At 46.9% G+C, this 23,323-nt stretch carries 24 protein-coding genes and 2 pseudogenes; 7 read left to right on the top strand and 19 right to left on the bottom strand.

The features are described 5' to 3' along the window. Window positions 1-45 precede the first annotated feature (45 nt). The 3 genes from L0M14_RS02720 to L0M14_RS02710 form a co-directional block, all read right to left on the bottom strand. Complete coding sequence (locus L0M14_RS02720) at window positions 46-477, bottom strand: disulfide oxidoreductase (protein WP_311198821.1); 432 nt, start codon at window positions 475-477, stop codon at window positions 46-48. Further along, window positions 474-1,220, bottom strand: a complete 747-nt coding sequence (locus tag L0M14_RS02715; protein ID WP_235120573.1) for a DsbA family protein — start codon at window positions 1,218-1,220, stop codon at window positions 474-476. Before L0M14_RS02715 ends, L0M14_RS02720 begins: the two co-directional genes overlap by 4 nt. Before the next feature lie 260 nt (window positions 1,221-1,480). Beyond that, the gene (locus L0M14_RS02710; protein ID WP_235118066.1) at window positions 1,481-2,986 is read right to left on the bottom strand and encodes a transposase; all 1,506 of its coding nucleotides are present in this window, start codon (window positions 2,984-2,986) and stop codon (window positions 1,481-1,483) included. Between the two features lie 507 nt (window positions 2,987-3,493). Here L0M14_RS02710 and L0M14_RS02705 point away from each other — a divergent pair. After that, window positions 3,494-4,171, top strand: coding sequence for a WD40/YVTN/BNR-like repeat-containing protein (locus L0M14_RS02705; RefSeq protein ID WP_235120571.1), 678 nt, complete (start codon window positions 3,494-3,496; stop codon window positions 4,169-4,171). A 227-nt stretch (window positions 4,172-4,398) separates the two neighbouring features. On the opposite strand, the gene L0M14_RS02700 is transcribed toward L0M14_RS02705, so the two are convergent. The 14 genes and pseudogenes from L0M14_RS02700 to coxB all read right to left on the bottom strand — a co-directional run bounded on the left by L0M14_RS02700 (window position 4,399) and on the right by coxB (window position 14,829). Then, window positions 4,399-4,578, bottom strand: coding sequence for a hypothetical protein (locus L0M14_RS02700; protein WP_235120569.1), 180 nt, complete (start codon window positions 4,576-4,578; stop codon window positions 4,399-4,401). Between the two features lie 77 nt (window positions 4,579-4,655). Then, the gene (locus L0M14_RS02695) at window positions 4,656-5,942 is read right to left on the bottom strand and encodes an ABC transporter permease (protein WP_235120568.1); all 1,287 of its coding nucleotides are present in this window, start codon (window positions 5,940-5,942) and stop codon (window positions 4,656-4,658) included. Further along, entirely contained in the window at window positions 5,935-6,840 is a 906-nt protein-coding gene (locus tag L0M14_RS02690; protein WP_235120566.1) for an ABC transporter ATP-binding protein, read from the bottom strand. Before L0M14_RS02690 ends, L0M14_RS02695 begins: the two co-directional genes overlap by 8 nt. Next, window positions 6,837-7,760 (bottom strand): ABC transporter ATP-binding protein, encoded by a 924-nt coding sequence (locus L0M14_RS02685; RefSeq protein ID WP_235120564.1) that lies wholly within the window; start codon window positions 7,758-7,760, stop codon window positions 6,837-6,839. Before L0M14_RS02685 ends, L0M14_RS02690 begins: the two co-directional genes overlap by 4 nt. Next, complete coding sequence (locus L0M14_RS02680) at window positions 7,760-8,179, bottom strand: GntR family transcriptional regulator (protein ID WP_235120562.1); 420 nt, start codon at window positions 8,177-8,179, stop codon at window positions 7,760-7,762. The genes L0M14_RS02685 and L0M14_RS02680 overlap by 1 nt, the downstream gene beginning before the upstream one ends. Window positions 8,180-8,213: 34 nt before the next feature. Further along, window positions 8,214-8,945 carry an ABC-2 transporter permease gene (locus L0M14_RS02675; RefSeq protein WP_235120547.1) on the bottom strand — a complete coding sequence of 244 codons (732 nt, stop codon included), beginning with the start codon at window positions 8,943-8,945 and terminating at the stop codon, window positions 8,214-8,216. Window positions 8,946-9,111: 166 nt separating this feature from the next. Beyond that, the gene (locus L0M14_RS02670) at window positions 9,112-9,474 is read right to left on the bottom strand and encodes a group I truncated hemoglobin (protein ID WP_235120545.1); all 363 of its coding nucleotides are present in this window, start codon (window positions 9,472-9,474) and stop codon (window positions 9,112-9,114) included. Between the two features lie 121 nt (window positions 9,475-9,595). Next, complete coding sequence (locus L0M14_RS02665; protein WP_235120544.1) at window positions 9,596-10,051, bottom strand: DUF420 domain-containing protein; 456 nt, start codon at window positions 10,049-10,051, stop codon at window positions 9,596-9,598. A gap of 21 nt (window positions 10,052-10,072) precedes the next feature. Next, complete coding sequence (locus tag L0M14_RS30870) at window positions 10,073-10,333, bottom strand: cytochrome c oxidase assembly protein (RefSeq protein WP_260115434.1); 261 nt, start codon at window positions 10,331-10,333, stop codon at window positions 10,073-10,075. Beyond that, window positions 10,275-10,907 (bottom strand): cytochrome c oxidase assembly protein, encoded by a 633-nt coding sequence (locus L0M14_RS02660; RefSeq protein ID WP_260115433.1) that lies wholly within the window; start codon window positions 10,905-10,907, stop codon window positions 10,275-10,277. The genes L0M14_RS30870 and L0M14_RS02660 overlap by 59 nt, the downstream gene beginning before the upstream one ends. Window positions 10,908-10,988: 81 nt before the next feature. Further along, on the bottom strand, window positions 10,989-11,306 hold the full coding sequence (locus L0M14_RS02655; RefSeq protein WP_235120543.1) for a cytochrome C oxidase subunit IV family protein: 318 nt from the start codon (window positions 11,304-11,306) through the stop codon (window positions 10,989-10,991). A 1-nt stretch (window position 11,307) separates the two neighbouring features. Next, window positions 11,308-11,922, bottom strand: coding sequence for a cytochrome (ubi)quinol oxidase subunit III (locus L0M14_RS02650; RefSeq protein WP_235120542.1), 615 nt, complete (start codon window positions 11,920-11,922; stop codon window positions 11,308-11,310). Continuing rightward, a complete protein-coding gene (ctaD, locus tag L0M14_RS02645) occupies window positions 11,919-13,787 on the bottom strand; it encodes a cytochrome c oxidase subunit I (RefSeq protein WP_235120541.1) in 1,869 nt (622 codons plus the stop codon). The genes L0M14_RS02650 and ctaD overlap by 4 nt, the downstream gene beginning before the upstream one ends. A 24-nt stretch (window positions 13,788-13,811) precedes the next feature. Then, window positions 13,812-14,829, bottom strand: a pseudogene (gene coxB, locus L0M14_RS02640) (cytochrome c oxidase subunit II). 287 nt (window positions 14,830-15,116) lie between these two features. On the opposite strand from coxB, the gene L0M14_RS02635 reads away from it, so the two are divergent. From L0M14_RS02635 to L0M14_RS02615, 5 genes and pseudogenes are all read left to right on the top strand, one after another. Then, window positions 15,117-15,803 (top strand): YhcN/YlaJ family sporulation lipoprotein, encoded by a 687-nt coding sequence (locus L0M14_RS02635; RefSeq protein WP_235120540.1) that lies wholly within the window; start codon window positions 15,117-15,119, stop codon window positions 15,801-15,803. Window positions 15,804-15,944: 141 nt separating this feature from the next. After that, complete coding sequence (locus tag L0M14_RS02630) at window positions 15,945-17,648, top strand: DEAD/DEAH box helicase (protein WP_235120539.1); 1,704 nt, start codon at window positions 15,945-15,947, stop codon at window positions 17,646-17,648. 143 nt (window positions 17,649-17,791) lie between these two features. Beyond that, a complete protein-coding gene (locus L0M14_RS02625) occupies window positions 17,792-18,010 on the top strand; it encodes a hypothetical protein (RefSeq protein WP_235120538.1) in 219 nt (72 codons plus the stop codon). A 218-nt stretch (window positions 18,011-18,228) separates the two neighbouring features. Next, on the top strand, window positions 18,229-18,816 hold the full coding sequence (locus L0M14_RS02620) for a guanylate kinase (RefSeq protein WP_235120537.1): 588 nt from the start codon (window positions 18,229-18,231) through the stop codon (window positions 18,814-18,816). 132 nt (window positions 18,817-18,948) lie between these two features. Next, window positions 18,949-20,105 (top strand): annotated as a pseudogene (locus tag L0M14_RS02615) (conserved virulence factor C family protein). Between the two features lie 57 nt (window positions 20,106-20,162). On the opposite strand, the gene L0M14_RS02610 reads toward L0M14_RS02615, so the two are convergent. Further along, window positions 20,163-21,410, bottom strand: a complete 1,248-nt coding sequence (locus L0M14_RS02610) for a M48 family metallopeptidase (protein ID WP_235120536.1) — start codon at window positions 21,408-21,410, stop codon at window positions 20,163-20,165. A gap of 192 nt (window positions 21,411-21,602) precedes the next feature. Between L0M14_RS02610 and L0M14_RS02605 the strand changes: the two genes are divergently transcribed. Further along, window positions 21,603-22,205 carry a DUF421 domain-containing protein gene (locus L0M14_RS02605; RefSeq protein WP_235120535.1) on the top strand — a complete coding sequence of 201 codons (603 nt, stop codon included), beginning with the start codon at window positions 21,603-21,605 and terminating at the stop codon, window positions 22,203-22,205. Between the two features lie 183 nt (window positions 22,206-22,388). On the opposite strand, the gene L0M14_RS02600 is transcribed toward L0M14_RS02605, so the two are convergent. Beyond that, window positions 22,389-23,321 (bottom strand): glycine betaine ABC transporter substrate-binding protein, encoded by a 933-nt coding sequence (locus L0M14_RS02600; RefSeq protein WP_235120534.1) that lies wholly within the window; start codon window positions 23,319-23,321, stop codon window positions 22,389-22,391. Window positions 23,322-23,323 lie beyond the last annotated feature (2 nt).

The raw sequence follows: 23,323 nt of genomic DNA, 5'->3' as shown, positions 1-23,323 counted from the left end.
GGCTCAGACTGTTCAGAAAGCTGATTAAAAAGTTCCGTTTGCTCATTATTCATGGTCATTACGAACAAACAGCAGGACAGTAATCAGAATAAAAGCGATGCCAGCCAAGAAAGGTATCGTAATAAATCCGAACCAATTGATATACTCCCCGCTGCAGGGAACTCCGACGGTACATGGGAGCACTTCCTGCATAAACGGCACCTTTTGTTCCGAATAGTGAAAGATAGAAATGCACATGCCGACCATACTCAGCATTCTCGCATATGGAATAATCCCACGGTCATTCTTATACAAAGCAAGTCCTAGAAGCGGAGCTAGCGGATACATGCAAATGCGCTGAAACCAACACAGCTTACAAGGCTCGAACTCCATAATTTCACTAAAATATAAACTACCGCCCAAGGCAACGAGAGAAATGAGCCACGCCACATATAGATTATAGTTTCTTATCCATCGAAACAGCCCTGCTCGCATCATGGTTTGGCATCACCTTTAGCCTTTTCGATAGCATCTTTAATGGCACTGTATTTGAAAGTATCGCTATCCGGGACGGCATTACCATTGATATAAACCGTCGGAGTGCTGTTCACACGTAATTTGGCTGCAATCGCTTCGTCATCCCTGACTGCTTGCGCATACGTATTATCATCAATATCCTTCTTGAGCTTGTCAAAGTCCAGCTTCAGGTTCGACTCCTTGGCAATCTGTACTAACGCATCTGAAGTCGCCCATTTCGTATGCTCATCACCTTGCTTTGCATAAACAGCTTCATAGAACTTCCAAAATTCCTCTGGACTTTGACGGAACACCGCTTCTCCAGCCATCGCTGCCGTCCTAGAGTCCGCGTCCGGGCTGATAATGGGGAAATTAATAAAATAAATTTGGGCAATGCCGGTATCTACAAAATCCTTTTTAACTTGAGGAAGAATCAATTGATCAAACTGCTTACAAGCCGGACATTTGAAATCTGCGAATTCCACGATTTTGACAGGGGCATCGCTTTTACCAAGTGCAGGCTGCTGGTCATAATGAAATTCCTTATCCTCGACCGTCTTCCCCGTCCCCTTGCCATGCATGATTGAGACCACGATTAGTACAAGAAATGCAACTAACACAATAGCCAGCGACCATCCCATTAAACGCTGAGTGCTTTTCTTTTTCTCCATCTCCTTCTGCCGTTGTTGTTTATAATCTTTCTTGCCTGTTTGTGATTTTCCCATAGTGCCCTCCTACAATGATATGCTATTAATATAGCATTTCGAACTTGGCACTACAACTTGTAGTTCTTACATAGAGAACAAAATAACAAAAATACAAGCTCCTTTGCCAAATAGCAAATATGTAAAGTCACAAATCACATTTGCCGACTGGATCCAAATACACTTTTCTCAAATAAAAATTCGAAAGAATTAAATTTTATATGATAATTCTAAAATATTCTTTATAGTAAAAATAGGTATAATGAATAAGATAACATGAGTTATGCACCTCGTGGTAACACTTGGTAATTTTGTGGTTTAGGTGTAACCCAAAGAAGCATTAAATAATGCTGTGGCCAAAATAATCGAATAAGTCTTGCAAAACGTTTCACTTCTATGTCAAAATCAACGTAGATTCGCTCATGACCTTTGTAGGTTCTTTTGCGAGTTTGGCAACGAGTGTGGAAAAGGCTGCGGACCATTTCGCCGTGGGTGCAGCCTTCATCTCCACTCGTTTTTTCTTTGTTCATTTCAAATAAGGCAACGCCCAGCAAGGTCTCCGCTGTAAATAATAGCTCGAAGTGGGCATGGTGATGCGCTTCGGATTCGGAGTGGCACTTTTCAAAAGCCAGTTCCTGCTTAGCAGTTCGAAAAAACACCTCAATACGCCAGCGTTTCACATACGTCTGTGTAGCTTCCTTCGGTGCATCGTAGCGGTTACTAATGAGAAGATAAGCCCCTCTGTATGTAGCTGGGGATTCGTCATCTTCCGTAGATTCTACATGTATCGAGAGTTCGTCTTCCTTTAAACGCATGGCGGCAACAGCGGCAATCTGAACATATCTTTGTTTGGTGACTTGTTTTCCTTTACGATTGGTTACGGTATAGGGCTGTTTCATATAGATATCTGGAATTGCGATGGATACCAGACCTGATGTTCTGTGACTTGTTAGCTTCTTAAACACTTCTCGAATAAGCATATTGGGAGTCAACGGTACGTAACGCTCTCTTCGAGTAAGAGGCTCGATTTCCCTTCGAAATAAAGCCGTATTTCGCTTGGCTTTGGTTACCCAATCAAACTGATTTGACTCCAGGAACACGAAAAAATCCTTACACAAATACCAACGGTCCATGGCTACCCATAATCGGCATTTCACGGATTCACGCAGCATCAAGAGCATTTGCTTGGCGAGATCCAACTTCGTAAGACCCTCACCTTTGGTTTCAGGTTTATGCCAAATCGAATAGAACAAGGGATACTCTAGCCCACTTTGTAAGACAGCTTGAATGACAACCAAATTCATCGCCCATGAATATGTTTTCGTAGAATGATCAAAAAGCCATGATAAAAAAGGGAGTTGTTTAGCATACGGATGCGCACAATGCGTGTCATCTAGATTTATGACATCCCCTTCTTTCAGCCTTGTTTGCCCATCCTGCTGAAGGCGCTCAATTCGCTTTTTACCAAATGTTTTCCATGGAAACGAAGTCGTAAAAAAACGGCTCATGGTATACTGCGCAAGTTTCCATGGCTTAAACATAACTTTTAATAAAGAGTCCTTTTGAGCCAAATCGGCCATTTGAACAACGGAAGAGCAATTAGAAATGAGACCCACCACATAGAGAAAACATAGCAACCAGGACGGCGTTCCGCTACGCTTCATCATGCCAGACTGAGTTAAGAGGAGCGAAATATCAAACCTCTCCCAAAGGGTACGCAAGATAGGGGCGCCCGCACATTCACTCAATTGTAAATCCCGATATTTCGGTTTTTTTAACGCTTTCATTGGAAAATCACCTGTAATTTTGAAGTAACACCTTGGTTAAGGTATCCTTCGCAATTATTGTGGTGATTTTCAAAAGTCAAGTGTTTTTTTAGTTGGACGTAAGATTTTTGACATAGATTAACTACCAATAAATTACTTCAACTGCATAACTCATGAAGATAATATTATTCTTTTCAAATTATCACATCGCTTTATAGAACTATAGGTCCAAGAAAAAGGTGCCATATTGAAAACCACGTTCAATAAAAAAGCTCTCATCTATGCCTCTTTCATTCTTGTTAGCATCATTATTTTGGTTATTTTGTTAATCTCAAATTACTGAATTACTTAGAACCATCTGGGTATGTTGAAGGTGATTGGATAGAACTATCACAAAATAAAGGAAGCTTTAATAAACTTGCTTATGGTGATGGGGTATTCGTCGGGATAGGATCAGATGAGATTGCCTCATCAATAGACGGAAAAACATGGACCTATCATTCAACTAACTCAAAAGTAAACCTAGGATTGCTCAGAGATATCACTTATGGAAATGGAAGGTTTGTTGCAGTAGGGTATCGAGAAATAGTAACTTCGTTAGATGGCATTACTTGGTCAGTGGCAGAGTCAGAAATTAATAACAAGTTGAATAGTGTCACATACGGAAATGGTGTATTTATTGCTGTAGGATCTGGGGGAGCTGAAGGGGTTTTACGTTCAAGAGACGGATTAATATGGGAGAAGTATGGTAGTTATCCTCATTGGAGTGTTTGCTTTGGAAATGGTTTGTTTGTCGCGGTAGGTCCCTATGAATCATCCTATTCTTCAGACGGAATTTCTTGGACCAGGGTTACGGTCCCGGAAAAATCTGGCGGTGGATATCTTAATACAGTAGCATTTGGCAATGGCTTATTTATCGCAGCAGGAGGAAGAGATGATCTAGGAAGTGTTTTATGGACCTCAGAGGATGGCGCAAATTGGAAGGCTATACTGAGAGTAAAAGACCATATAGCTGATATGAATTATGAAAATGGACAATTTGTACTTGCTGCAACTGGTTCATATATTTACTCTGAAGATGGCTATACATGGGTTAGGAAAATGCTACCACCGGGCCTGAATCTATCATCCATTGCTTACGGGAACAACACAATGATTGCAGCAGCTTTTCACACTTCTCGCTCAAGAATTTTAATATTTAAATAATTTTGTCAAAGTTTTAATAAATGCTCACCTCCAAGGTCCTGAAACAATGCTTATTTCTTTTACATTGGGCGTATGTTATTCGAAAAGAAGATGTCAGTCCTTACTAATGTCAGAGCAAATAAAACGAAAGACCAGTCAAAGGATAAGCTCCTTGCTACGGGTCTTTCATTTTATATATGCCCTCTGGTTTTCGCGAAACAACGATGACAGGTCATTTCTCCCTCTCTCTAAACAACTTTTTCTTTATTCCTCCGTCCGCGTCCGAACAGTACTAATGTACAAATGCTTCCTCCCACGGAGATACCCGCCAATAATCCAGCTATAAAATCATTCATCGGGACATAGCGGGAGATAAGCAAGTATGTGACGAGAAGAATTGGACTAACCACTTGAAAATAACGCTTCATTTTGACTCCTCCTTAAACTAGCTTCGGAAAATCTCATTTATAAGCATTTCTCACAATTCCAGTTTATCAAAAGTTTACTACACCCTATAAGCCCTCATCGCCTTACGCAGCTCTCTCCACGACGGACGCTTCCCGTACATCAACACGCCTGTGCGGTAGATCTTCGCTGCAACCCACGCCATGCCTATAATGGATCCAGCCTGAATCAAGATGGACAGCCCTATTTCCCAGGAGGCGGGGCTGCTCATTCCGATTCTCAGGAACATAATGAGAGGTGAGAAGAACGGTACGAACGACATAACAGCAACAAAGCTGGCATTCGGGTTGTTAAGTCCATACATCGCTACCATGAAGGCAGCGATAATTAAGAAGGTCACTGGCATGATGGCCTGACCTACCTCTTCCGTACGGCTCACTAAAGAACCTACCGCAGCGAATACTGTCGCATAGATAAAGAAGCCAAGCAGATAAAAGATGAAGAAATACACGAGCAGCGAGACTTGAAGGTCCGACCAGTTCAGATGAAGCTCCTGAATGAGTTCACCATTGCTGGATAAGGCTAGGTTAACCACAGCCGTTAGAATGGTAAGCGTAATTTGCAGCAAGGCCAGCAGGCATATGCCAATGATTTTGCCAAACATCTGTTTTAGCGGTGAGACGCTGGTGATGAGCAGTTCCATAACACGCGAGCTTTTCTCCGATGTGATTTCAGTCGCCACCATGTTACCGAAGGCAATCACACCCATGTAGAGCATAAACAACAGGACATAGACCAGCGCGTAAGCCATCAGCATCTGAGACTCCGATTTCCCTGCAGCAGCTTGATCCGTCGTAGAAATTTGCATGGTTTCTAGCGTGGCAGGTGCTTGGATTGAAGCTTTCTGAGCGTCAGTTAGTCCCACACCATTGAGAATGACATCCGTTTTGATCAACTGCAAGGCCGCTTGCAATTTACTCTTTAGGTTAAACTCCATCGAGCCTTCGGATTTGTACACGGCTGTTGGAAAGCTTCCTGCTTCACCACCGGCAAATTCCAAATAGCCTTTTATTCGCTTTTCCGCGATTTGCTGCTTCCCCGTCTTATCGTTGGCTTCGGGGCTTCCCGCGTCAGGCAGGATGTCAATGGCAATGTCGGACCCTTCCTGCTTGTTATAATAGTCCGCGAGCTTTTGAGCGACAGCTTGCTGCTGACCTGCGAATACACCAATTCGACTCGCATCATGAGATGACAGCTTATCGATCAAGGCAGGCAAATGAATCATGACGGATAAGAGCAGAATGATGACAATACACATGACCTTGAAGGTTTTGGAGCGGAACCTGGACATAAAGGTAAATCGGATAACCGTTAACATACTATTCATGCGTTTTCCCTACCTTCTTGATAAAGATTTCATTCAGCGTAGGCTCCATGATTTGAAAACGAGTAATCGCGGACTGGCTCATGGCGTGCTGCAAAATCCTCTGCCCAGCATCCTGATGATGGATTCTCAGTTCATATCCGTTCATATGCTTGGTGACCGAGCTAACCCCTTCTAAGCCCTCCAATCCGTTTACAGCCTGCGTAGTCTCCAATAGAACCCGTTCTCTCGGGAAAGTAGCTTTAATCTCTCTCAAGCTTCCTTGAACAACTGTTTTCGACTTATGCAAAATGCAAATATGCTCACAAAGCTCTTCGACGTGCTCCATGCGATGACTGGAGAATAGGATACTTTTCCCCTCAGCCCTCAAAGATTTGACAGTAGCTTTAAGGAGCTCCACATTTACCGGATCCAGACCGCTGAAAGCTTCATCAAGAATGAGAATATCAGGGTTATGGATGACCGCGGCGATAAACTGAATCTTTTGCTGATTGCCTTTCGACAGCTCTTCAACACGCTTGTTGTAGTATTCAGGCACTTCAAACCGTTCCAACCAATCCCGCAGATTGGCATCTGCTTGTTTCCGAGACAGTCCCCTCAGTTCTGCCAAATAGGTGATTTGCTCGCTAACCTTGATCTTCGGGTACAAGCCGCGCTCCTCCGGTAGGTAGCCAAGCAGCCTCTTGAGCTCTTCCCGGTAGCCCTGTCCTTTCCACTTGATCTGCCCTTGATCGGGATAGATAAGGCCCAGCACCATACGCATCGTTGTCGTTTTCCCCGCACCGTTGGCACCGAGCAATCCATATATCTCTCCTTCTCTAACTTGAAGATTGATTTGATCAACGGCCGTCTTGTCTCCATACTGCTTGGTTACGTGTTCGACCTGCAACGGATAGCTCATGATTGGCCCTGCCCCTCCTTGGATTCTTGCTCCAACACTAACATGCGAAGTACTTCATCTAATTCAACGGCTTTCGTTTGGATTACTTTGGCACCTGCTTGCCTAAGAGCTGCATCGGTCTCTATTGCCGACCTGCTTAAGATTCTCGCCGTACTGGTACCTGCAACCTTCTCAACGGCCGCAACACCTGGCATATGCTTGAACTTTTCTTCCTGCCCCTCCAGCCAGAACGATTTCCACTCATCCACGAGGGCATCCTTTTCATACAAACCAAGCAGCTTGCCTTTGTGAATGAATGCAACCATATCGGCGATTTGCTTGACTTCCTCCAAAATGTGCGTTGCCATCAAGACAGTCCGCTGACCTCCATCCATGTACGCCGTGATTTCATTCATCATCGCCTTCCATGCAAATGGATCCAGCCCTGAGGTGAGCTCATCCAACAGCAGGATGTCCGGTTCAAATGCAACAGCATGGACAAAAGCCAGCTTTCTTTTCATTCCTTTTGACAAATGCTCCAGCTTCTGACCTCCATCCAGTTCAAAACGCGTAAACAGTCGCTTCGCAAGCTCCTGATTCCAATTGGGGTACGCACGTGCCACAAAATCCGTCAAATCCCGAATTCTCGTAAACCCTAGAGCGCTCCACATTTCCAATTCCGGCACATAGCCCATACGCTGTTTAATCGCAACCTCATCTTGGGGATACTGCATATCCAATATTCGTATGGAGCCTTCATCCGGCTTTATAAGATTGTTTAACATGCGAAATAACGTACTTTTCCCAGACCCATTTGTTCCAACGACAGCGATGACATAGCCGGGCTCTACCTGTAATTGAATGGGTCCTACATGAATTTTATCCAACTCTTTACTTGCACCTTCTATGGATATCGCATAAGTCACTTCCTTGCTTATCATCAATGTTCCCCCTTTCCTTCGGCTGTATCTCCTTCGTTGATTACGGCCTTTAGAGCTTCATCGAAAACTTCAAGCAGCTGTTCTGCTGTATAATGAACACTAAGCCCTATCCGAACTGCTGCTTTCATGGCTTCGTCTACAGCCTCTCTGCGGTACTGCTCCCTTGCCGTGGTCCCTACCTTTGCCACAAAGGTACCCGTTCCTTGCTTCGTTCGAAGCATCCCTTCATTCTCCAGATCCTGATACACTCTGCGAATGGTGATGACGCTGCATGACAAATCGTTGGCAAATTCGCGGATTGACGGAAGCAGAGTCCCCTCTTCCAGGTAGCCGTTCAATATGAGCGCTCTTAGCTGAACCTCGATCTGATAATACATGGGCTCCGCGCTATCCGCTGAAACCTGAATGGGAATATGCATGATGTTCACCTTCTTTCCAAGTACGCTTCCTATGCTATGAATAATCACGCTCTTCCAGCTTTTTCTCCAATCTGCGCCCGCTAACCCCAACCGCCGTTATGCCGGCAGCTAGTGAGATTAGAGGCATTAATACCGGATGTACGACTATACCGCTTAATACCGTCTCCCATAAAGAGTTCCCCATGAATAGCCATAGCAGAACGCCAATTGCCGCATAGACCGGGATCATCATGATGTTTCGAATAAAATATTGTTTTCCCCATAGAGCAAGCTCCCAAAACACGTACAGTGCGCTCATGAGCATCGAATATCCTATCCAGGTGATGGCAAATAGTAAATAGGTTCCGAAGTGCAAGCCAGCATCGCCAAATATCACGGAAATTAACCAATAACTCGAGAAAAAGATCGTCGACATCAGCATCATCACGATTAGCACCTGAACATACCGACTCCAAACGATCTCCCGATTTGAAATGGGCAAGCTCTTTAAGAACGCTAACCGCTTGCTGAAGATATCCGTCTTCCAATAGTTCAGATACTTTTTCTTTAAAGGAAACCCAAGATTTGGTATGATTGCGAGCACAAAAAAATTCGATATGATAGCTAAATAGATGGACAAAAATTTCGAATCCAATGCATCATGAAAACGAAATTCCATTAAATTCATGACCAAACCGCAATACACATAAAAAGCAATACTTCCAACAAGCATCAGCCATCTCTTGGAAAGATCCATTGTAGCTAAGCGCCATATCTGATTCCACATACATCGCACTCCCTCTCACACGCACAGAACTGTTTATACTGTGTATATCCATATATACACTATACACAATGAAGCTCGTCCGTACAAGTGTTTTATGCAAAAAAAGGAAAAAACTGCAAACGAATATTCGCTCACAGTTATCTCCTGATTATGTTTCTATTTGATTTTATTTATACAGGATATCATCCTTTAGCGTTGATACCTTAGCCAGTACTTGATCGATATCTGCTTCTTGCACGCCAAAATGTGCCAAAGCATCATGCAGATGCTTCGCAATCGCCCCGAAATGTTCAGGCTGCAAATTCATCCCTGCGTGCACCTTTGCCATCGATCCGCCTGTATACTGGTTGGGCCCCCCTAGAGCAAAGCTGATAAATTTGGTTTGATGCTTTCTTTGTTTCTCCATGTCTGTGTTTTTAAAGAATTGGTTCACGGTATCATCCGCCAATACTAGCTCATAGAAATAATCAACGACTTTCTCGATTGTTCCTTCTCCACCAAATTTCTCAAACAACACTTCAGTTTGCATAACTCTCTTCCTCCAAATCCAATCTGTTTTCTTTCTGCCCTTAGTATGCCACAAAAAAAGCCAACCTATGTGATGTACATCACATCGCTGACTTTTTTCTTCTATTGACGATTCGTTTTTTCTACAATCCAAATATTGCGTCCAGCACGGGCTTCGTTGTACCGCCTGGATACATTAAATAGAGCATGACGTAGACGACTACACCCGTTGGAGCTGTTAACAGCCATATAATCGCCGCTACTCTGCCGATCTTTTTGTGCTTTAAGAATCGCTGCTTATAGGCAAGCCACAAGGTAACCAATCCAAGCACCCCGCCAACCGTTGCCAGTGTAATGTGGAAAAATAAAAACAAGTGATACGGAAGCTTCAAGCTCTCCGGCCCGCCAAACGACGTGTTACCCTCAAATAATGTTCGAGACATGTAAATGATGAAAAAGGCGAGTGCGAAGATCGCACCGGTTACCATAAGTTTCTGATGCGTCTCCCGGTTTCCCTTCACAATATGATACCAACCAAATCCGACCAATATGGCGCTGATTACGATAAATAGCGTACTGATTGTTGGCAGTATATGCATCTTACTTCCCAATCCTTTCTACTAAGCCCGATTCCAGTCCTGCATATCATAACTGTTTGAATCGTCTTCCTGCTTTCTCTCTCTACGATACCATCTGAAAAAGATAAACGCCAGTACGGAACCATAGACGATTTCTTGAATAATCTTCATGATAACCCCGCCAAGCTGTTGATCATCGAAAGGCGACAGATGGGCGAAGGGAACAACGACATTATCGTACATATCATAAATAACCGATTGCGCGAAAATAATAAGGGCACAGGCCGGAGTAAAGAAGTACACCGTTTCCGAAAATGTACCCAATCTTCTTGAGATCTGTCATCCGATCGAATTCAGGAACCGGGCAGAACACGGGGTACCACATGATGAAAGCTGCGGCCAAAAGAACGAGATGATACAACAGAAGAATAAACTCATGCCGCATTAATCCATCCATGATGAATGGCATATGGTAGACAGAAAACAACATGTTAAACATAAACAGCGCGATTAATGGTCTGGTGAAAAAGTTAAACACCGTACCGATTACTTTCGACTGCAAGACGGGGCGTACCATCCAATCGGGTAAACCACACCATATAAAGATTGGAACGATCAAATACAGCATCGTCTGCTCCAGCATGTGGAAACTGAATAAGAAGTGATGCCCAATATAATCAATAGGACTACCTTGCCCGATATAGAATAAAACAAGCCCTGTATAAAATGAAAGCTTCTTCCCCCGAGTAACAGGTGGTTGTTCTGAAGAGCTGGTATTGGCTTTAGCGACGAAGTGACTATATACAGATCCGACAACAATAAGCAGGATGAGCAGTACCGGACTCCACAAATCGAAAAATCCGCCTATTTGACTCATTGGTTTTCACTTCTCCTTTCAATCCTTGGAAAAAAGAGGAGGCACTTTGTAGGATACAAAGGTGCCTCTTCCCCATTTATTTTACCACCACATCCAGTAAACGGCTGTGATGACTCCAGTTAATGCTACGAATGCTCCGCCCCCAAGAAAAATTAACGGGAACATGTGGCCTCTTTCCTTAGCATGCATCCAGAAGAACAATTGGATCAACGCTTGAACGATGGCCAAAGTAACGATAAAGATTAAGACGAAGGATCGATCCAGATCTCCGTACAACACGATCGCGAAAGCCAACATCGTAAGTACGATGGAGATAATGTACGAAAAGTAGTGATTAGCTGGTGATTCTTGCTTATGTCGCTTGTTAGGCGTGGATGCTTCATGATGGTTGCTGCTCATCTTAATGACCCACCTTCCCCATCAGATAAACTACGGTGAAGATAAATACCCAAACCAAGTCGATAAAGTGCCAGTACAGAGACGCTACATAGAACTTAGGTGCTGTAACTACTGTCAGACCTTTTTTCAAGCCTTGTAGAATCAAGAGTGTAATCCAGCATACCCCAAATGCAACGTGAGCACCGTGGAATCCAACTAGTGTATAGAACGATGTTCCGAATGCACTGGAAACGAACTTATGACCTTCGTGCACGTATTCGATGAACTCGTAAATCTCCATTCCCAAGAAGGACAAACCAAACAGTACAGTTACTAATAACCAGCCCAGCAATTGACCAAGCTTTTGCTTGTGCATGGCGATAATCGCGAACACACTTGTTAAACTACTTGTGAGCAAGATAAATGTCGACCAGCCCACTGTTTTTAATTTGAAAATTTCATCGGCAGTCGGACCGTCAGGTACTTGATTGCGCAGCGCAATGTAAGTAGCGAACAAACATCCGAACAATACAACCTCTGCTCCAAGGAACAACCAGAAGCCAAGAACCTTATTCTTACCTTCAAGGGTTGCTGTTTCTGGGTGTGCAGGCAGAACGCCAGTATGATGAGTACTCATGCCTTTACCCCCTTGTCTTCAAGCTCTTCAGGCTCAATGTGCCAGCCGTGGTCATCGAATACAGAGCGAAGGAACATCGCAATGAATGTGATGACAATACCGATACCGGCAACCACGTAATTCTTATACATAAATCCAAAGCCTGCAATAAACAGACCGACTGACATAACTAAAGGCAGAATGGATGGGGACGGCATGTGAATCGAACCAACCGGTTCAGCCGGAATCATCTCTTTGTTGCCTGCCATTTTCTCTTTCCAAAGCGGATCGATCGCACGGATCAATGGAGTTTGTTTAAAGTTATACTCAGGAGCTGGCGAAGGAATCGCCCACTCTAGTGTACGACCATCCCATGGATCTGCAACTGCGCTCTTCGCTTTAGTCGCTGTAGCAATAATGTTGATGATAAACACGATCGTACCGAGTCCCATAAAGAAGGCACCAACTGTACTTACCAAGTTACCTACTTCCAGATCATGTCCTGGCTGGTATGTAAATACCCGACGAGGCATACCCATCAGACCCAAGAAATGCTGAGGGAAGAATGTTAAATGGAAGCCGATAAAGAATAACCAGAAGTGAAGCTTACCCAACTTCTCGCTGAGCATACGGCCGAACATTTTTGGCCACCAGTAGTAAAGACCGGAGAACAAGCCAAGTACCAAACCGCCCACGATAACATAGTGGAAGTGAGCTACAACGAAATACGTATCGTGATATTGAAAGTCTGCTGCAGGAATCGCAAGCATAACCCCGGTAGTTCCACCCATAACGAATGTTGGGATGAAAGCTGTTGCAAAAACATTAGCAGTTGTGAAACGAATTTGTCCGCCCCACAGAGTGAACAACCAGTTAAAGATTTTCACCCCGGTAGGAACCGCGATCGCCATTGTAGCAATGGCGAAGATCGAGTTGGCAACCGGACCCAAGCCTGTTGTAAACATATGGTGAACCCAAACCATGAAGCCCAAGAAACCGATCAATACAGTCGCGAACACCATGGAACTATAACCGAACAGACGCTTTTTGGAGAACGTAGATACGATCTCAGAGATAATACCGAAAGCAGGAAGAATAAGAATGTAAACTTCGGGGTGACCGAAGATCCAGAACAAGTGCTCCCAAAGTACGTTGTTACCGCCACGTGCGGCATCGAAGAACGCTCCGCCGAACACACGGTCAAACATAAGCTCAACAAGTGCAACTGTAATTGCCGGGAAAGCAAGAACAATCAGACCTGATGTGATGAATGCCGTCCACGTAAACATCGGCATACGCATGTACGTCATACCTGGCGCACGCATGTTAATGATCGTTACCAGGAAGTTAATACCACCGATCAGGGTACCGATACCTGCAATTTGCAGACCGAGAACATAGAAGTCAGTACCTTGAATATTGTCTTGCAAAGTTCTAGCCATGTCGCTGCTAGTAATCGTTGACAATGGCGCATAACCCGTCCAACCGGCATCAGGCGCACCGCCCAAGAACCAGCTGGTATTCATAAGTACGCCACCCGCAAAGAACAACCAGAAGCCAAGTGCGTTGACGAATGGGAACGCTACGTCGCGAGCACCGATTTGAAGCGGTACAATCGCATTCATGAAGGCAAAGATGACCGGCATCGCTGCGAAAAAGATCATCGTTGTACCGTGCATGGTTGTTAATTGGTTAAAAGTGTCCCCGATGAAAATATGCTGATCAGGGTACGCGAGCTGGATCCGAATCAGAATCGCTTCCAGTCCTCCGACGAGGAAGAAGAAGCCGCCCGCTATCAAATACAGGATTCCGATTTTCTTATGGTCAACTGTCGTGAGCCAATCCATAAGTCCGCTGTATCTTTTAGCTGTGTGAGAGTGAGCCAACGTATTTACCTCCTTTATCCCGCGTTATTTCAATGTCTGTAAATATTGAACGATATCTTTGATTTGAGCGTCATCTAATTTACCGCCGGCTTCTTTACCGAATGCAGGCATTTTGTTACCCGGCTTTTGTGCTTGAGGATTATGTACCCATTTCTCCATGTTTTCTGGCGTATGTTCCAGAATACCAGCAAGCGTGCTGCGGTTAGCAAAGCCTTTGAGGTTAGGAGCAACTCCTGGGCCGCTAGCATTAACAGCGTGACAGCTCATGCAGTTTTCTTTGAAAAGCTCTTCGCCTTTAGCCGCCGAAGCTGGCACTGTAGCAGGCTTCTTCATCTCTTCAACCCAAGTGTTGAAGTCTGCTTCGCTTTTGGAAACGACTGTGAAGTTCATCAAGGCGTGAGAAGCTCCGCACAGCTCTGTACATCTACCTTGGAACGTGTTGATTTCATCAGCTTGCAAATAAAGTGTGTTGGAAATACCAGGGTTTGTATCAATTTTACCGCCAAGAGATGGTACCCAGAATGCATGGCTGACATCTGCCGATACCAATTCAAATGCGATTGTTTTATTCGAAGGAATAACCAATTCCTGAGCTGTCGCAATTTGATAATCAGGATATTCGAACTGCCACCAGAACTGGTGAGCGGTCACTTTTACATGAATGGCGTCCTTGTCCTTTGTGTGGTTAGCTGAATGCTTGAATGTGTACGAAACGGTTGGAACTGCAAGCACGAGAAGTAACAAAATCGGAACTACTGTCCAGATAATCTCCAGTACGTGGTTGCCTTCCACTTGCTTTGGTATGCTTTCGTCACCCTTACGCTTGCGGTAACGGACCAAAACATACAAATAAATTGCAAATACGACAATTACGACAAAAATCATGATAAAGAGACTTAATTTCATTAAGAAAAGCTGCTCTTCGGCGACAGGCCCTTTAGGCTTCAAAGCAGACAGGGTTGGGTCTCCACACCCCGTTAGCAGGAACGTCATTACCGCAAAAAAGGGGTATTAGACGCCATAACTTTTTCCATCGACTCATTGTATCAACCCCACTTTTCAAACCAATATTTTTACCACAAATGCCATGCACATGTCAATCAACCCAAATCACACTTTATTAACTATAAATTCGTGAAAAGTTTTTGTCAATCGCTGTAGAGAAGTTCACAAATTGTTCTTAAAAGGCTTTGCTGACGCATGTTTTCTCTACATGGTTATTTCCATTCCCCCTCCTCTTTATGCATGAAATGCTAGAAAGCTTAGAGAATAAATCATGCCGAATATCCCATCCTAAGAGCATCACTCATGTGACTAGGAGGTTTTTGTATGCTCAGGAAATTAGGATTTCCGATTTGTGGAATGCTATTCTCAATTCTTCTTCTTTCAGGCTGTACCGAAAATGGCAGAGAGTATGGCAAAAGCTTGGAGAACACCAATTACAGCGCTACCAGTAGTAAAGACACTCAAATGAACCGCGCCTATCAAACGCAGCAATTGTATGGTCCTGTTTCACACAACAACAAGAAGCTGGAGTACAGTCAATTTTTATCAAATCAAGTGAACTCGATCAACGGAGTGAATACGGCGATTGTTATGACGACCGATCAGTATGCCTATGTAGCTTTAATGATGGACAACACAGCTACTGGCACCAAAGGGACTGTTAAAGAAACCGGTAATCAAGGAACAACGCGCGGAATTTATAATCTGCAGGCTCCGGATACGGATGCAATCGACTCGAACAGTCTGAATACCGGTGTGAACAATTATGAAACTGCTATTCACCACGATTTGTTAGCCCATCGCTTTAAGCAGCAGATTGCCGAGAAAATCCGAACACTTCAACCCACTGTGCTTGATGTCTATATTTCGGCGAATAGAGATTTCTTGAACAAAATGAACAATTATGCGCAGGAAAGCTGGAAAGGCAACTCTCTGCAGCCTTTTGTGCCTGAATTCAACCATCTCGTTGAAAAGACTTTTGGAACAGAGCAGTCCTTGCCGGACCGCTAAAACATGCACTAAAAATAAATAGCTTCTATAATATATTGCATTTCTCCTGATTGCTGTGCCAGCTCCTGTTTTCATTTAGCAGGCATTCCTGTAGAATGGGGAATATTCATATAGAAGGAAAAGGGAGCTGGCCAATTAACCATGTCAAATGGATTTGCTTCATTAGGTATTCGCGAGGAACTTGTTAATCAATTAAAAGTGAACGGTGTTACGGAGCCGACTCCAATTCAGCATCAATCGATTCCTGTGCTGCTTAGCGGTTCGGATGTTATTGCGCAAGCTCAAACTGGTACGGGAAAGACCCTCGCCTTTGTTCTGCCCATGCTCGAAATCGTAAACGTCAATAAGCCGGATGTACAGGCTTTGATTCTTACGCCAACCCGGGAGCTGGCCATTCAGATTACGAGCGAGCTTCAGAAGCTTGCCCCTGTTACGGGCGCTAACGTATTAGCTGCTTATGGCGGACAGGATGTAGAAAGACAGCTGCGAAAGCTGCAAGGAAATATACATATAGTTGTAGGAACTCCTGGCAGACTGCTCGACCATCTTCGTCGTGGATCGCTGAATTTTTATAAGTTGAAAATGCTTGTGCTGGACGAAGCTGACCAAATGCTTCACATGGGCTTTTTGACCGAGGTACAGGATATCATCGCCCAAACCTCCACTCACCGCCAAACCATGCTTTTCTCTGCAACGATGCCACAGCAGGTAAGAAACCTGTCAAAAGCTTATATGAGAGATCCGCAGGAGATTCAGGTACAGTCCAAGCAGGTAACGTTAAAAGAAATCGAGCAAGTGTTAATTCAAACTACCGATCGCGGCAAACAGGATGCTTTAGCAGAAGCTATTCTTAAATACAAGCCTTATTTGGCTATGATTTTTTGCCGGACCAAACGCAGAGCTTCCACACTAAATGAAGCGCTGCAGGAAAAAGGCTTTGCTTCCGATGAGCTACATGGAGACTTATCTCAAGCCAAACGAGAGCAAGTCATGAAACGTTTCCGTGATGGGAAAATTGAGCTCTTGGTAGCTACAGATATCGCCGCTCGCGGCCTTGATGTGGAAGGTGTGACACATGTCTTCAATTATGATGTCCCACTGGATGCCGAAAGCTATATCCACCGAATCGGGCGGACAGGCCGCGCCGGACAAACCGGTGTAGCCGTGACATTCGCAGCCCCAAGAGATATGTATCACATCGAATTGATCGAGAAAGGCATTAAAATGTCGCTCCGACGTGAAGACGCACCTAGACGTGTCCGCATCTCGGACACGGAGGAAGTCAGTGCTGGAAGAGGTTCGGCACGCAGAGGAGCAGGTCAACCATCAAGCGGTAGAAGTGCCGACCGAAGCCGACAAGGAGGACGCGGTGAGCGCGGGCGGCGCGGCGAAGGCAGAAACGCGGAGCAAAACCGCGGTAGAGGCGGACGCAGTGTTGAGCGCGGCGGCAGAGCGACAGGCGACTCTTGGAGCGATGCACGTGGAAGCGCGGCGCGCGGCGGACGTGGTGCTGAGCGCGGAGGCAGTGCTGTTGGCGACGCTTGGAGCGACTCCCGCGGCGGCGCGGCGCGCGGTGGGCGCGGTGCGGAACGCAGCGGCAGACCGGCCGCGGACGCTTGGAGCGACTCCCGCGCCGGCGCGGCTCGCGGTGGGCGCGGTGTGGAACGCGCCGGCAAACCGGCCGCGGACGCTTGGAGCGACTCCCGCGGTGGCGCGGCTCGCGGCGGACGCGGTGCGGAACGCGCCGGCAGACCGGCCGCAGACGCTTGGAGCGACTCCCGCGGCGGCGCGGCTCGCGGCGGACGCGGTGCGGAACGCGCCGGCAGACCGACCGCGGACGCTTGAGCGACTCCGCGCCGGCGCGGCTCGCGGTGGGCGCGGTGCGGAACGCAGCGGCAGACCGGCCGCAGACGCTTGGAGCGACTCCGCGCCGGCGCGGCTCACGGTGGGCGCGGTGCGGAACGCGGCGGCAGACCGGCCGCGGACGCTTGAGCGACTCCCGCGCCGGCGCAGCTCGCGGTGGGCGCGGTGCGGAACGCAGCGGCAGACCGGCCGCGGTCGCTTGGAGCGACTCCCGCGGCGGCAGAACCGGCGGCAATGCAAGAGGCGGCTCTCGAGCTGATGGCTCCGGTTCAGCGAGAACCGCGGGACGCGGAGCTCAGCAAAGCCGCGGCAAGCAGGACCAACGCGGACGAGGACGTCGATAAGCATGGCAAGGACGACTCAAACCTTATGGTATCGAGTCGTCTTTTTTTATTTCGATGCTCGCCGACTTTACCGCCGGTCATTTAAGTTGTAAAATATGAGAAAGCGGAATCATTTATGATGCCATCTTTTACAACCGATCATAACAGTCAAACATCTCTCCATAACGAAACACGCACGTAGAATACCCCCATATTTCACCAATAAGGAGGTTTGTTCCATGTACGAATTGAAGGAAAGAGAAATGATTTTTGTGTTTACAGGTCCGCATGGAGCCGGCCGTAAAACGGTGGCAGAGATGTCAGGCTCTACGCTTGGCATCAAACAAGTGATTTCTTGCACGACCAGACCCCAAAGACCCACGGAAGTCGACGGTCAGGACTATCACTTCATCACTGCAGAACAATTTAACGAAGCACAAGCGAAAGATGAATTCATTGAGGTTACCCGTGTGAACGATTATCTGTACGGCATTAAGAACTCCGATATAGAGAAGATTTTCAAATCCAGCGGGAGCATTTATCTCATTTTGAATCGATTCGGCGCCGAGACCTTACAGGCCCTTTATGGGGACCATGTGGTGCGGATATTTATTTATGCCGACAGAGATACGTTGGAGCAAAGAATGCGAGAAAGCGGCGATTCCGAAGAACTGATTGCCACCTATTTGTCCCACTATGAAGATGAGATGGCCTATCGCGAACAATGCGAGCATGTATTTGAGAACGTGGATTTGGCGCACACCGTATTCGATTTGACCAAAACTCTAGATCAATATCTGAACCGCAACCTGCTTGAACTGGATTAATCGACACAGTCATCGCATACAGGGCCTGGACGTTAGCCGCGTCCGGGTCTTTTCATGTAAACAGACGAGCATATTATAAATGCTGTACAAATGAATGACCTGACTACACCTACTGGATAGGAGTTTTGAAGAATGAAGATTATCTCTATAGAACCCACACCAAGCCCCAATTCGATGAAGCTGAATTTTGACGAGTCTCTCTCCCCCGGAATCCGGATGACTTATACGAAAGATAACAAAGATCAAGCACCGGCGCCGATCCGCGAACTGCTTACGGTTCCCGGTGTCACCAGCGTCTTTCATACAGCTGATTTTGCAGCTGTGGACAGAACGCCGAAGGGAGACTGGCAGTTCATCCTGGCCAAAGCCCGCGAGCTGTTCGGCGAAGCTGAAGCTCCGCTAGCGGCTAATGCCGGAATGACAGCAGCTCAGCCCGCTGCTGATGCGGCCTTCGGCGAAGCGCAGGTGCTGCTGCAGACATTCCGAGGCATCCCGCTCCAGGTGAGGGTGCGCGCCGGCTCAGAGGAAGCGCGGGTGGCTATGCCCGAGCGCTTCACCGAAGCTGCGGTCCGCGCAGGTACGGCATCGCCGAACCTGATTAAGGAGCGGAAGCTCGAGGAGCTCGGCGTTCGCTACGGCGAGCTCAAAGACATCGCGGGCGAAGTCGTCCAGGAGCTGGACGCTTCCTACGACGACGCCCGCATTGAGAGCCTGGTCTCCCTGGCCATGCAGGAGACCGGCGAAGCCCAGCCCGCGGCGGAAGCCGGCCCGGGCGAGCTGGACACAGCCGCAGCGGCGGAGCAGCTGCGGCACTCGGAATGGAAGCAGCGCTACGCCGCGCTTCAACGCATTCAGCCGTCGCTGGAGACGCTGCCGCTGCTCGTCCATGCCCTGCAGGACGAGAACACGTCGATCAGACGGCTGGCTACCGTATACCTCGGCGACATTAAGGAGCCCGAGGTACTCCCCTTTTGTATCGCGCCCTAGAGGACGATACACCTGCAGTACGCCGGACAGCGGGAGATACGCTGTCCGATCTCGGCGACCCCGCGGCTATCCCGGCGATGACCAAAGCGCTCAAGGACCGCAACAAGCTGGTGCGGTGGCGTGCTGCCCGCTTCCTGTATGAGGTTGGCGACGAATCTGCCGTCACAGCTCTGCGTGAAGCGGCCGATGATCCTGAATTCGAAGTCAGAATGCAGGTTAAGATCGCATTGGAACGAATCGAGGGCGGCCACGCTGCAGAAGGCTCCGTCTGGCAGCAAATGACAAGACGCAACGATCAATAACAATAACGAAGAGCACGGTCCCCTTCCTCCATACGGATTGAAGGTGACCGTGCTTTTTTACCGCTCATATTGTTTGAAATATGCAATCCGATCCAGAATGCTCGGATGCGAGCCACGGAACCATTCAATCAACTTAGGTTGAGTGACCGGACTCAAGTTTTCCTTGGCGATCTTTTGAAACGCCTTGATGGCCGCGCTGCCGTCCCCAGTCATTTTCATGGAAAAGATGTCCGCGCGATGCTCGATGATGCGAGAGAATGCGTTTTGTGCCGGTGCCGAAGCAAAGCTCATGAACGTTGCGATTAACAGCAGCAAAGGCAGCGCCGCCATGTCCTTCTCCCCATGAAGCCCCCATACCGGCCCCCAGCGCCTGACCGCATAACGGTACGCATGGAACGCCAGCCAAAATCCGATAAAGCTCAGAAGTACTCCGTAAGCAATGCCCCAGTAGATATGCCTCTCCACATAATGCCCCATTTCATGAGCCATGACCGTCAAGATTTCATCCTCATTCAGCTTCTGCAGAGTCGTATCCCACAAAACAATACGGGCATTGCCTCCGATCCCGTTCACATAAGCATTGATGGCATTGGTGCGTTCAGACATATTGACCTCATACACCTGATCAGCAGGGATACCCGAACGAGCCGCTAGAGATAGGATGTCCTTTTTTAGAGCTTGATTTTGCAGGGGCTGGAAGTCATTATAGAGCGGATCCAGCACAACCGGTTGAATGAACGTTACAAATAAGATCAGCGGAATCGATATCAGCCAAAACCACAGCCACCACCGGTTGGGGCTTCGTCTTAGTATCCAGGCAAGCAGCCAAAGCATCACAATGGTGCCGGCTCCGTTGATCAAAAAGTCTTTTACATGATCTCCCCAAAACATGCCAATTGTTTCATTCGATATGCCGTAAGCCCTATCTACTCGCAGCAGCAAATAATCAACAGGTAAGAATAAGACATCCATCAGCAGCAGAAATAACAGCCCATAGATAGTCAATTGCAGGATTGGCTTCCGAAACCAGCGCTCCGCCATATCTCGAAATTTCACGGAAATTCCCATGAGAGCGAGCAGCAGCCCGATTTGAAGCGGAGAGCTAAGAAAATACGCCAGTGAATGAATACGCGACAGCGATTCCGCTTTGCTTATTTCTTCGTTTGTCATAAATGTATGCGGATCGGCAGCTGTACCTACCAGTTCGTTCGGAATACGAAACAGATCTCCTTGCAGTAGGTAGGCGCTCATTGCCGCTGCATACACTCCGAAAATGATGAATACGACCACATACAATCTTTTCATTGTCATCCTCCTCAGCAGCACATTCATTTCAACTTAAGGACAACCCGGCTTCCTCATATGTATTCCTGTCCATTATGCATTATGCGCCGTCTCAAGTAACGGTACACCTGTTCGGGGAGAATAAAAATTCCATTTAGCACCATCCTATTACAGATGAATACTTGAATGTTATAAAGAAAGGTTGGTTTCCACATGGAAGATTTACATTGGACAATCGTTATCAGAGCAGCTTTTCTTGTTCTTTGCGGCATCATGTTTCTTCGCATCTCAGGGCGAAAATCCATCTCTCAGATGACTGTTGCGACAACCATTATTATGATTTCTATCGGCAGCATGCTGGCTCAAGGCCTGGTCGAGAAAACAGTTTGGCGTTCGGCTGCCGGAGTTGCTTCATTCCTCCTGTTCCTTGTTGTGGTCGAATACATGGAAATGAAGTTTGCTTTTCTGGAAAAGATCATCTCCGGTACATCCATGGTTGTCGTTCAAAACGGACAAGTGGATGAAAAGAAGCTCAAAAAGCTGCGGCTTACCAAAGACCAGCTGGAAATGCGCTTGCGGCAAAAGGGGATCGAACGGCTCTCCGATGTACAAATAGCTACCATGGAAATTAACGGAGAGCTCGGATACCAGCTCAAACGTGAAGCAAAACCATTGACCGTAGGCCAGTTTGAAGCATGGATTCAAACTTTAAACCCAAACGCTGCGATACCTCAGCCATCCGCTCAAGCAAGCGGCAATCTCTTTGAGGAAGTCCGTTCAAGTGAATCCAACAGATCGTCACAGCTTCTAAACTAAAGAAGCTCATCTACCGCACAGGTCTTTTACAGAGTCCCTATTGGAGAACAAATTCGACCATGTCGGAGTTATGTATTGTAACGATCAGATCAGCCTAGGGACGTCAAAGTCCCTCCTAATGCAAAAAAACTCCGACACGGGTGGGGCGAAGCCCTTAACCGTGTTGGAGTTTCATTTTCTTCCTTATTTCGTTTTCAAATCCTCGATCGAATCAATGTTCATATATGTAGGAACAACGAGACCGAGCTTCGTACCGTTCAGGTTAGGACCCAAGTCCTCGAACTTCCCTTTGTACTTGTCAAAATAGTCCTTGTGTGTCGTAGGCAGCCAAGCCGCCACAATAGCATCGGCACTGCCATCAGCAATTCCCGCCCACATTGGACCTGCTTCTACCTGAAGCATCTCTACTTTGTAGCCCAGTCTTTCTTCTAGAACTGCCTTGACCACATTCGTGCTGGCAATCTCAGAATCCCATGCCACATAAGCCAGCTTCAGCTTCTTGCCTTTCTCTTCCTTCAGATCCTTCACCCATGCGTCAACCTTGGCTGCATTGTCCTTCACCCATGCTGCTGCTGCTTCTTCCGGCTTCTTACCATCCGTAACCGCCGACATAACAACAGCCATTTCATCCGGTGTCCATTCAAAGCGGTTCAGCATCTCGTAGGCGGAAGGCGAATCCTCTTTCAGACCATTTCGAACGATCGTATGTATTTGCTCATCCTTGCCGTATACCCCTTTAGGGTCTTGCAGATACTTCAGCTCGTATTTCGCAAACATCCAGTGAGGTGTCCATCCTGTCACGATAATCGGCTTCTTGTTTTTATACGCTTTATCCAGCGCTGCGGCCATCGCCGCACTCGAGCCTTCGACCAGCTTCCAATCCGTAAGCTCGTAATCTTTCAGAGCCTGAGTGGTCTGCTTCATCAGACCCGCACCAGGATCGATACCGATAATTTGGTAGTTCACTTGCTTACCGACAGGCTCCGCCGCAGCGGTTGGTGCTGCTGAAGCAGCCGGTGAGCTTGCAGCCTCCGGAGAGGATTGGGAACATCCCGCTAACAGGAATAACCCCGTCAAACTTGCTAGGACTACAGACTTTGTTTTATATTTCCACATAA

Source organism: Paenibacillus hexagrammi (assembly GCF_021513275.1).
In the GTDB taxonomy this organism is placed as follows: Bacteria; Bacillota; Bacilli; order Paenibacillales; family NBRC-103111; genus Paenibacillus_E; species Paenibacillus_E hexagrammi.
The sequence above is the reverse complement of the archived record's forward strand: the minus strand, read 5'-3'. Positions and strand labels throughout refer to the sequence as shown.